General features: G+C 68.6%; 7 protein-coding genes. 3 read left to right on the forward strand and 4 right to left on the reverse strand.

Features of this window, described 5'->3' with window-relative positions:
* The first annotated feature begins 42 nt into the window (after positions 1 to 42).
* Together lysX and HNP02_RS00195 are read left to right on the forward strand one after the other, a co-directional pair.
* Complete coding sequence (lysX, locus tag HNP02_RS00190) at positions 43 to 3,384, forward strand: bifunctional lysylphosphatidylglycerol synthetase/lysine--tRNA ligase LysX (protein ID WP_184432801.1); 3,342 nt, start codon at positions 43 to 45, stop codon at positions 3,382 to 3,384.
* A 52-nt stretch (positions 3,385 to 3,436) separates the two neighbouring features.
* Positions 3,437 to 4,897, forward strand: a complete 1,461-nt coding sequence (locus tag HNP02_RS00195; RefSeq protein ID WP_184434771.1) for an alpha/beta hydrolase family protein — start codon at positions 3,437 to 3,439, stop codon at positions 4,895 to 4,897.
* 3 nt (positions 4,898 to 4,900) lie between these two features.
* On the opposite strand, the gene HNP02_RS00200 is transcribed toward HNP02_RS00195, so the two are convergent.
* Positions 4,901 to 6,010 (reverse strand): hypothetical protein, encoded by a 1,110-nt coding sequence (locus HNP02_RS00200; RefSeq protein ID WP_184432804.1) that lies wholly within the window; start codon positions 6,008 to 6,010, stop codon positions 4,901 to 4,903.
* Positions 6,007 to 7,329 carry a hypothetical protein gene (locus HNP02_RS00205; RefSeq protein ID WP_184432806.1) on the reverse strand — a complete coding sequence of 441 codons (1,323 nt, stop codon included), beginning with the start codon at positions 7,327 to 7,329 and terminating at the stop codon, positions 6,007 to 6,009. The genes HNP02_RS00200 and HNP02_RS00205 overlap by 4 nt, the downstream gene beginning before the upstream one ends.
* Before the next feature lie 66 nt (positions 7,330 to 7,395).
* Between HNP02_RS00205 and HNP02_RS42395 the strand changes: the two genes are divergently transcribed.
* On the forward strand, positions 7,396 to 8,028 hold the full coding sequence (locus HNP02_RS42395; protein ID WP_255506073.1) for a hypothetical protein: 633 nt from the start codon (positions 7,396 to 7,398) through the stop codon (positions 8,026 to 8,028).
* 4 nt (positions 8,029 to 8,032) lie between these two features.
* Here the strand turns inward: HNP02_RS42395 and HNP02_RS00215 are convergent, their stop codons facing one another.
* Together HNP02_RS00215 and HNP02_RS00220 are read right to left on the reverse strand one after the other, a co-directional pair.
* On the reverse strand, positions 8,033 to 9,373 hold the full coding sequence (locus HNP02_RS00215; RefSeq protein ID WP_184432809.1) for a CHAT domain-containing protein: 1,341 nt from the start codon (positions 9,371 to 9,373) through the stop codon (positions 8,033 to 8,035).
* Complete coding sequence (locus HNP02_RS00220) at positions 9,364 to 11,103, reverse strand: hypothetical protein (protein ID WP_184432812.1); 1,740 nt, start codon at positions 11,101 to 11,103, stop codon at positions 9,364 to 9,366. The genes HNP02_RS00215 and HNP02_RS00220 overlap by 10 nt, the downstream gene beginning before the upstream one ends.
* Positions 11,104 to 11,254 lie beyond the last annotated feature (151 nt).

Here is an 11,254-nt window from a genome sequence, read left to right on the forward strand (position 1 = left end):
GTCTCACCCATTTCCTGGGTTGACCGAATATCCTCGCGGCCTATGACCCTGACCGCGGTGAACAAGAAACGGCGCTCCGCATTCTGGTGGGTCCCCGTTGCGGCGGGCTGGGCCGTCGGTGTCATCGCCACGCTGTCCCTGATCGCCAGCGTGTCCCCGCTGATCCGGCTGATCATCAGGATCCCGCGCGAGTTCGTCAACGACTACCTCTTCAACTTCCCGGACACCAGCTTCGCGTGGGCGTTCGTGCTGGCGCTGCTCGCGGCCGCGCTCGCGGCCCGCAAACGGATCGCCTGGTGGATTCTGGTCCTCTACATGGTGGCCGCCATCGGCTGGAACGTCCTCGATGTGATGACCGGTGACGAGACCGTCATGGTGGACATCGGCGAGATCATCGGGGCGGGCTTCCACGTCGCGGCCATCGGCCTCCTGATCCTCGCCCGACCCGAGTTCTGGGCGAAGGTGCGGCGCGGTGCGCTGTTCAAGGCGGCCGCCACCCTCGTCGTGGCCATGGCGACCGGCACCCTGATCGGGTGGGGCCTCCTCGAGCTGTTCCCCGGCACGCTGGACAGGTCGGACCGGCCGCTCTACGCCCTCAACCGGGTGAGCGCATTCGCGGGCGCCGCCGCCGATTCGTTCACGGGACACCCGCACGTCTTCGTCAATGCGCTACTCGGCTTGTTCGGCGCGGTGGCCCTCATGGTCGCCGCCATCGTGCTGTTCCAGTCCCAGCGGGCCGAGAATGCGCTCACCGGCGAGGACGAGTCGGCGATCCGCGGACTGCTGGAGCTGTACGGCAAGAACGACTCGCTGGGTTACTTCGGCACCCGCCGCGACAAGTCGGTGGTGTTCGCGCCGAACGGACGTGCCGCGATCACCTATCGCGTCGAGGTCGGCGTGTGCCTGGCCAGCGGCGACCCGATCGGCGATCCACGGGCGTGGCCTGCTGCGATCCACGCCTGGCTCGAGCTGTGCCAGTCCTACGGCTGGGCACCCGGCGTGATGGGCGCGAGTTCGACTGCCGCGCAAGCATTCCGCGAGGCCGGCCTGAACGCCCTCGAACTGGGCGACGAGGCGATCCTGCACCCGGACACCTTCAAGCTGTCGGGCCCGGACATGAAGCCGGTCCGCCAGGCCGTCACGCGGGCGCGCCGGGCCGATCTGACGGTACGCATCCGGCGGCACCGCGAGTTGTCCGCCGACGAGATGAGCCATGTGGTCAAGAACGCCGACGCCTGGCGTGACACCGAGACCGAGCGCGGGTTCTCGATGGCACTCGGCCGGCTCGGGGATCCTGCCGACGGGGACTGCCTGCTCGTCGAGGCGGTGCAGGGGTCTGGCGCGCAGGAGCGCAGCGACCGGGGAATTGACTCTGGTGAGGTGGTGGCGATGCTGTCACTGGTGCCGTGGGGCGCCAATGGGGCGTCGCTCGACCTGATGCGGCGCTCGCCCCAATCCCCCAACGGCACCAACGAGCTGATGGTCAGCGAACTGTGCCTGCAGGCCGAAGACATTGGCGTGACCCGCATTTCGCTGAACTTCGCGATGTTCCGGTCGGCATTCGAGGAAGGTGCGCAGCTCGGAGCGGGCCCGATCGCCAGGCTGTGGCGCGGCCTGCTGATGTTCTTCTCCCGATGGTGGCAGTTGGAGACGCTGTACCGCTCGAACATGAAATACCTGCCAGAGTGGGTGCCCCGCTTCGCCTGCTACGACGACGCGCGCCTCGTACCACGGGTCGGCATCGCCTCGGTGATCGCCGAGGGCTTCCTGGTACTGCCGTTCAGCCGCCGCGCCAAGCAGCACACCGGACATCACATCGCAGCGCCCGACACACTGGTCCAATCCGGGTTGCTGCACGAGGACGGCAGTGCGCCCGACCTCAGCGGACTCGACATCGACCTGCTCGAAGAGGCTGGACCGCCGCGGCTACCCGAGCAGGTTCGGGTCAGGATGGCCAAGCTGAAGGCGTTGCAGGACAGCGGAGTCGACGCCTATCCCGTCGGCAAGGCACCCAGCCACACGATCACGCAGGCGCTCGATGCCGGCGACGACGTGACCGTGTCGGTGGCCGGCCGGGTGCTGCGCATCCGGGACTACGGAGCGGTGCTGTTCACCCAACTTCGCGACTGGTCCGGCGAGGTGCAACTGCTCCTCGACAATTCGCGGCTCGCCGACGGCACCATCGCCGATTTCACCCGAGCCATCGATCTCGGTGATCTCCTCGAGGTGACCGGCACCATGGGCTACAGCAAGAACGGGACCCGTTCGCTCCTTGTCGACAGCTGGCGAATGATCGGCAAGTGCCTGCGGCCCCTGCCAGACAAGTGGAAGGGCCTGACCGACCCCGAGGCCAGGGTTCGGACGCGTTACGTCGACCTCGCCATCAACACCGAGGCGCGCGACCTCATCACGGCACGCAGCCGGATCTTGCATTCGATCCGTGAAACCTTGGTCGGCAAGGGCTTTCTCGAGGTCGAGACGCCGATCCTGCAACAGATCCACGGCGGCGCCAACGCCCGGCCGTTCGTGACCCACATCAACGCCTACGACCTCGACCTCTATCTGCGCATCGCCCCCGAGCTCTATCTGAAACGACTGTGCGTCGGCGGCGTTGAACGCGTCTTCGAACTCGGAAGGGCGTTCCGCAACGAGGGCGTCGACTTCAGCCACAACCCCGAGTTCACCCTGCTGGAGGCCTACCAGGCGCACGCCGACTACAACGTGTGGGTGGACGGGTGCCGCGAGCTGATCCAGAACGCCGCGGAGGCGGCCAACGGCAGCCAGGTGGTCATGCGACCGCGTGACGCCGAGGGCTCGTTGCAGGCCGTCGACATCTCCGGTGAGTGGCCGGTGAAGACCGTGCACGGCGCGGTGTCCGAGGCGCTCGGCACGGAGATCGACGCCGAGACCGACCTCGCCCGGCTGCGCTCGCTGTGCGACGGAGCGGGCATTCCGTACCTGACCCACTGGGATGCGGGCGCGGTGGTGCTCGAGTTGTACGAACGCCTCGTCGAGGGCGAGACCCAGAATCCGACGTTCTACAAGGACTTCCCCACGTCGGTGTCGCCGCTGACCCGGCCGCATCGCAGCAAGCCAGGGGTCGCCGAGCGATGGGACCTGGTCGCCTGGGGCGTCGAGCTTGGCACCGCCTACAGCGAGCTGACCGACCCGGTGGAACAGCGACGGCGGCTGCAGGAGCAGTCGCTGCTCGCCGCGGGCGGTGACCCTGAGGCGATGGAACTCGACGAGGACTTCCTGCAGGCGATGGAGTACGCGATGCCGCCCACCGGCGGCCTCGGCGTCGGCGTGGACCGGGTGGTCATGTTGATCACCGGACGCAGCATCCGCGAGACGCTGCCGTTCCCTCTGGCGAAACCGCGCTAGTTCACAGCCCTTCACCAGGAACGGCATTCACCATGGGGCCGTGACGACTTCGATGACGAGGATCGCCGAGACGCTGCTGGCAGATCCGGCTGCCGGCTACCGCCAACAACACCTGTCGCTGATGCACGGCTGGCTGCCGTTGACGATCCAAATGGTCGCCGCGGTGGTGCTTCTGGCGGCCATCGGTTGGCGCAACCGACGCTGGCGGCTGATCTGGCTGCCGGTCGCCGTTGGCATCGGCGTCGTACTGTCGGCAACGGCGTACTGGTACATCTCCTCCGAGGGCCTCGCGGGCGACCCAGCTCCCAACTTGCTGTGGATCTGGATCGCGGTGACGGGCGTCGCGGCGGTCATCCTGGTGGTCGGTTGGCGCGGTACCAAGTGGTGGCGACGCGGCGTGTCTGCGGTTGCTCTGCCGCTCTGCCTCCTGTGTGCAGGCCTTGCCCTGAATCTGTGGGTGGGCTACTTCCCCACCGTCCAGACGGCGTGGAACCAGCTCACGGCGGGCCCACTGCCCGACCAGACGGACCAGGCCACGGTGGTGGCGATGCAGACGTCCCACCAGATCCCGGCCAAGGGCACCCTGGTACCGGTCACCATCAGCCCGGCCGCCTCTGGCTTCAAGCACCGCGGCGAACTGGTCTACCTGCCGCCGGCCTGGTACGCCACCAACCCGCCGCCGCCGTTGCCAACGCTGATGATGATCGGCGGCGAGTTCAACACCCCTGCCGACTGGCTGCGCGCAGGCAACGCGATCAAAACCGTTGACGACTTCGCGGCCGCGCACAACGGAAACGCACCGGTACTCGTCTTCGTCGACTCGGGCGGCGCGTTCAACAACGACACCGAATGCGTCGACGGCACCCGCGGCAACGCGGCCGACCACCTCACCAAGGACGTCGTGCCGTTCATGGAGACGACCTACGGCGTGAGCCGCAGCGCCGCCAAATGGGGCATCGTCGGCTGGTCGATGGGCGGAACCTGCGCAGTCGACCTGACCGTGATGCACCCCGACCTGTTCAGCACGTTCGAGGACATCGCAGGCGACATGGGTCCCAACTCGGGCACCAAACAGCAGACCATCGAGCGGCTGTTCGGTGGCAACGCGGCTCAATACGCCGACTACGACCCCGCCACGGTGATCAGCCGCCATGGGCCCTACTCGGGGATCTCGGGATGGTTCGACATCAGCGGAACCGCTTCAACCGCACCGCCTCCCACGGCGGTCAACGCCGCCAACGCCGGCGGCAACGGGCTTGGCGGCAGCGATGCCGCAGGCCGTACCAACGACCAGACCGAGGCGGCGAACTCGCTGTGCGGGCTTGGCGCGGCCAACGGGATCGAATGCGGCGTCATCCCCCAGACCGGGAAGCACGACTGGCCGTTCGCCGCTCGCGCATTCGCCGCTGCCCTGCCGTGGCTGGCCGGGCAGATCGGTACGCCGCAGGTGCCGCAGGAACCGCTGCCACTGCCTGCACCTCCGGCACCGACGCTGCAGGCGGCGGGCAAGTAGGCGTCAGTAGTCGGATTCGGCGGCCAGGATCTCGGCAAGGAACGCGTCGGGGCCGGGTAGCGCGAGCCTGCCCCTTGCAAAGGACCGGATCCGCTCCCTGATGCTGGCGGCGTCATCGGAGTCGTCGACGTCGGCGCCGACGATCACGGCGGTGGTCGGCCAATCATGGTCCCAGGCCTGGGTTTCGGTCACCGGCTGCTGTTCGGCGCCGATCAACGGCAGCGTCGCACGGCCGTTGGCGTCCAGGATGCCTGCGCCGCTGAGCGCACCCGACCGCAGTCGTATCGAGACACCCGTGGCGGGTGCCGTGGTGGCCACCCGGACCGCAGCCACTGCCGCCGATCCGGCCATCTCGATCGCCCAGTCGACCGTGCCGTCGGCCGCGTCGAACAGCCCGGGGGGGACGGCAGTCCAGTTGATCGAACCGATTCCGCTGGCGATCGTCGACGCTCCCGACCGAACCGGTTCAGGCCCGGCGGCCAAGGCATAGTCGTCGCGGCGCCGTTGCGATTGAGCCATTGGCACAACCAGTTCCGACCATTCGGCGACGCCGAGTTCGTCGGCGAGTTCGCCGCAGGCACTGACGAGTTCGGCAACGCGCGGATCGTCGCCGTTGGCACTCGCTACCAGACTCGCCCCGTGCCACCGCAACAACTCGGCCACGTCGGAATCGAAGACGTCCTCGGCGAAGAAATCCTGTGCGGCGGCATTCAGCAGGGCGATCTCGCCGTCCAGAACCGAGGGGTCGAGCGCGACGATGCCATCGCGTGAACTCGCAGGCCACCACCGCCGCAGCCAGTGCCCGACGGCGAGCCGCCGCAGTGGGGCCAGCGCGTCCCGCGACGGTTCGACGCCAGGGACGTCGACGACACGACCGCCGGCTGCCCCGCCGTCGCCGAGCGCTGCGAGCACGGCGACGTGACCGGCTTCGCCGACCACCCGCCAGAGCCATTCGGCGGCAGGCACATCGGTGAAGGTGATCCTGGCGGCACCGGACGGGTCGTCGACCGTCCACGCCAGCACTGCACCGCTGAGTTCGAGCACGGCCACGGCGGGTGTCGCGGCAACCGTCGGGCCCGTGCTCCATAAACCGGAGTCCGCGACGAATCTCATCGGGCCGCCGCCTCAACTTCGAGCATGGCCTTGATCCGCTGCCGGTGATCAAGGCTCACCGACCTGGCCACCCCCTCCAGCAGGGCTCTCACGTCGTCGACGTCGTCACAGGGTTCCTGCCAGACGTCGCGTCCGTGCAGCCTGGCCCACAACCTGCTGGTGTACGGGCGGGCGAAGGCGGCGAGATCCTCGATCACCTGCCGCTGGCGCGGATGCAGCGGCCCGCCCTCGGCCAGATACCTCCGTGCGTGCAGTACGTACGCCTCCTTGCGGAGTCTGGCCTGGATCAGCCTGCCCAAGTCGTAACGCGGCGTTGCGGATTCGCGCAGCGGAGCGAGGTCGACGGCGACCTCGATACCTGCCACCAATGTGGCCTGCTTGTCCTCGGCGAGCAGTCCCCACGGTGCGCAGGCGCGGTCGACCTCCTCTGCGCACAGCAGCGGGAGGTCGGGCAGTTCGTCGCGGTCCAACGCGCGGCGCAGCGTCGCCCGCACGCGGTCGAGCACACTGCGATCCAACGGACGGTCGCCGTTACCACCAGCGGTCATCGGCGGAGGTTGTTGCGGGGCAATCGAACTCAATCCCACCTCGACGATCGACCATGGCAGATCGGCGAATTCGCGGCGCGCCCGTGCGCCGAGGTTGTAGGGCGTCGCGTCGGCGATCAGCGCCGACCAGACGCGTTGCCGCGCCGCCTCCGCGGTGTGACCGTTCGCGGTGCCGAGGATGGTGAACAAACCCGCCAGGAACGGACCGGCGATGGTGTCACCAGGGCGCACGTCGCGCCAACTGCGGTCGAGTTGGCGCGACAGCTTGGCTATGACCTCGTCGCCGTCGACGTACCGGTTCAGTTGCTCGATCGCGGTGCGGTCCCGCTCCTGGTGAATGCTGCGCAAGACGGCCTCGGCCGCCCCAACGTGGTCGTGCTCCGGCGCGCCCTTGGTCACGGCCAGCTCGAAACACACAGGGAAGTACAGCTCTTGTGCGTTCCCGGTGGTGATGCGCAACCGGCGGCGCTCGGTCTTGAGGACGGCGAACCAGGCGGCCGCGGCCCGCAGGTGGGCGGCGTTGTCGACGATCAGGTCGCGCACCGCCGCGGCGGTATCGGGCGCGAGGACTGGCGCCGAGTACTGAGGATTGGATCGCAGGCGGAGAACCAGCGGGTCGAGGATGCGCTTGACGGTACGGCGCAACGGGCCACCGTCCGAGCCGCTGAGCACCTCGACGCCAGGCCCGATCGCCCGCCAGGCCGCATCGATCACCGCACGGCGCGGTTGTGCGACGGCGACCGTCGTCACCACCTGCGGCTGCGTGCTCATCTGCCCAGGATAGGGGCTGCAGAAAGTTGGGTTCGGTAGCCGGAGGGAAGGCCCACCCTGTGGTACATGCCCGACGCGCTCCTGATCGCCATCATCTTCCTCGCCTGCGCCGCCGTCGGAGCGGCGCTGGCCTGCCCGCTGGCTCGTCGCATGCACGAGTCTGCCGCCGTTCCGCCAGGCGCGAACCCGGCGGTCGGGATCGGCACCGTCCGCACCGTGGCAGGTCCGATCACCGTCGACGTGGAGAGCGTCTCGGGACAACGGTTCGTCGGCAGGCTCCGTCAGCGTGACGGCGAACCGGATCTGCGTCCAGGAGTCGTGTTGCTCGTGGCGTTCGATCCTGCTGCCCGCGAGCGCCTTTCGTTGGCCGACGACATCGTGGCGGTCCGGTCGGAGTTCGACCAGATGCTGGTCCGCAAGGGACTGGCCACGCGCAACGAGCTCGACTTGATCAGGCACGGCACCAGGTCACGCGGCGTGGTGACGGCGATGCGGACGACCGGCGATGCACGCGAGGACTACCGCGAGGTCGAACTCGACCTGATGGTCCTGCGGCCCGAGGGCGGGCAGTTCCCTGCGCACGAGACCACGCTGATTCCGGCGTCCGCCCTGGCCGAGGTGACGCCGGGCAGCGTCGTCGACGCCTATTACCGCAGCGGTGACGAGTCTGCCGTCGCGGTGTGCGTACCGCCGAATTGAAGGATCAGCGGACGCCGTCGACGGTGAACGTCACCAGAGCCGCCCAGTAGACGGGATTGGCGGTGATATCCCCTGCTCGCCACCGGCGCATCTGGTCGCGTTGCCAGCGGTTGACCTCGCATCCCGCGTCCACGGACTGATGCGCCTCGTCCACTGCGACCACCACGTCGGCCATCGGATCGCCGTCGGTGAGGTGCGTGAACTGCCGGTATCCCGCCGTCGTGGGAAGTGACCAGAGCGTTGCCGTGACGAGTTGCGCCCCGCCGAGGACGACGGCCGCCACCAGTCCGGTTGGCTCGTCGAAGCGGTAGTCGCCACCGGATGCGCACGCCAGCAGCGCAACCCGCGGAGGCATCGCCAACTGCAGCGACATCACCGCCGCAGCGGTCAGGGGACGCTCGTCGGCCACGTGCAGTGCGGCCTGATCGGCGCTGCCCGACTCGGCTGCGGTGGCGTGACCCACGAACAACAGCCGACTCGGACCAGAGGCCAGCTTGGCGGACAGCCAGTTCCAGTCGGTGTCGGTCCGCCGGAACAGCTCGACGGCCGCATCGACGGCGGGCAGCACGGCTCCGCGCGCGATGGTCTCCGCGAAGTGCCGGGCCAGTGGCGCGTCCGGCGACGGCCGCCCAAGCACCGACCCAAGCGCCGAGTCGGCCCTCTGCCCCGGCACCCGAGGATCGAGCACCAGCAGCGGAGGTCGATCGACGCGCTGGCTCCACTGAACGCGGGGGCGCGGCGAGTGCACGATGTTGGCGGGCACCGCCATCAACACCTCCACCAGTTCCATCAGCCGGTAACCCTCGGTCAACGAATCGGCATCGGCTGTCGGCCAAGGGATTCGGGCGGCTGACCTGCCTTCGGTCGTGATCGCAGCCGTCCTGGCCAGTACCATCTCCTCGGCCGCCGGCCGCACCGTCGGCAATGCGAGCAAGCCCCATGGGACGCGGGCCAGGCGCCCGCTTGGCGAGACGAACAACACGGGCCTCTGCCTTCCCCCGTCGCTTCGCTCGCCCCGAGGCGTCGACAAGTACTCGAGCAGGAGCTGCCATCCAGCGTCGGACACCAGAAGCACCCCCAGCCGGTAGGCCAGGGTCAGTTCGCTGGCCTGCATCGAGAACGGGCCGACGGTGAGTGCCCGGTTCAGTGCATCCGCAACCGTCTCCCCCGGGTTCGGCTCCGGTAGCGCGCCAGCGAGTTCCTCGAGCGCCGCGAGCAGGAGGGGCTCCTCGATCACCCAGGTGAGGGTTCGTTCCGGCTTTCCGACCACCCGGAGGCTGGCATAGGTAGCGACGCCGACGTCGGCGAACCGGAGGACCAAGGTCTCCCGATCGGTCAGGGCCACGTCGACCAGGCGACTTCGTCCGTCGTGACGTGCTGGCCGTACCGGTCCAGAGCGAGCTTGCGGTAGCGCTCCAGCACGGGACCACCGGTGGGATCCATCTGCATCGGCGGCAGCGGGCCGAGCCGGGTCAGTGAGGGGCCGGACTGCACCGGCGGTCCAGCGGCGACCTGCGCGAGCTCGTCCATGTCACTGATCGGCGCGGCAGCCGTCGCGACGCGCGACCACTCGATCACCTCCGCCTGCGCACTCTCGGCACTGAACGTGCCTCTGGCGCTGTGGTATTCGATCAGCTCACTGGTGAGTTCGCGGTTCTCCGACTCCCAGACGACGGAGAACGCCCCGGCCAGTAACGGCGCGGCAACGCACTCGGCCCACTGCGCCCTTGCCCCGGGTTCGGTGATCGCGTAGCGCACCGAGTCGACTGCCAGCGCGGCGGGCAGTTTCAGGTCGGCAGCGCGTGCCAGCTTGTCCATCGCGGTGAGGTACGCAGGACTTCCCGGCTCGGCGTGCATCACGCCCTGCGCGGAGCGGTAGCGCTCCTCGGCGGCAGGCCAGTCCTCGTCGGGGTCGCCCGCCCCGTCGAATCCGAGGTCGGCCAGCGCATCGGCGCGCCATACCGAGCCGAGGTGGTCGTCCAGTCTGGCGTACGCCAGCCAACTGCTGCGCGGCGATTCGTCGAGGCACGCACGGGCCTGTTCGATCATTGTGGTCGCGTCCTGGTAGCGACCGCGGAAGATCGCAATCCAGCTGCGCTGCAACAGGATGCGGTGAATGTGCAGGGGCTTCCCGAGCTCGCGCCAGTGCCGTTCAGCGTGCTCCCAACACTCGTCGGCGACCTGCAGACCGCCTGCCGCCATCCGGTACAGACCGAAGTACAACCAGCAGCGGGATACGTCGTTGGCGCGGAGATACTCCGCGATCACCGGGTAGGCCTCGCGGACCAATGCCTCGGTGGCCAGCTGTTCGCCCTTCGACCAGCAGATCGTGGCCCGCTCCAACTGGGTTCGGGCGATGGCCAGTGGCCACTTGCGGGCCTCGGCGCGGGCCCCCGCTCTGCGCAGCCAGGGCTCGGCTTCGTCCAGCGCCCCGGTCTCGATGCAGAATCTGGCGTATCCGATGCCGCCGAGGACGAGCAGGTTGTCGGTCGATTCACTGCCGTTGCTCGGCCCGTCGATGTCGGCGATCACCCTCTGCCACAGCGGTACCGAGCGGACGTGAAGATCGTCGTCGCAGAGCGCCGTGGCGCAATTGATCCGGGCGTACGTGCACAGGTACGCGTACTCGTCGCGCAGATCGGCGAACGCCGCGTCGTCCGACGTCATGCCGTCGAGCACCTCGAGCGCCGCCGCGGCGCGCTCGTGATCCCCGAGAGCCGCGGCCAGACCGATCTCGAGGAACTGCGCGCGGCGGGAGTATCGACGGATCAGATGGCGCGCGTCGGCGTCGGACATGGTCGACTTGGCGACGATCTCCCGTGCCGCGGTCCCGTCGAGGATCGACGAGTAGTTCGAAAGGCACTCGCGGATCCTCGTCGCGCCTTCGCGCACCCCGTCGTACGCCGTCCTGACCAGGTACAGCTCGCCTAGCTGAGCCAGGACTTCAAGCATCAAATCGTCGCGGTCGGCTTGCTCGATCTCCGGCATCAGCGACAGCAGCAAGTCCTTGGCCGCGGGCTCGTCGGCGGCCAAGGCAAGGTGGCGGGCACGCTCCAGCTCGCCAGGGATCGACACGGCTGCATCATAAGTCGCTGGACATAGCCGCAGGCGGGGGGGGGGGGGGGGGCCGGCCCCCCCCCCCGGGCGTGCGCGGCCGTTTTAAGAAAACAGATATAGGACAACGTTGTGTTTTTAACCCCCCCCCGGGGGGTGCTTGTGGGCCCCC

This window comes from Mycobacterium sp. AZCC_0083, from assembly GCF_014202335.1.
In the GTDB taxonomy this organism is placed as follows: Bacteria; Actinomycetota; Actinomycetes; order Mycobacteriales; family Mycobacteriaceae; genus Mycobacterium.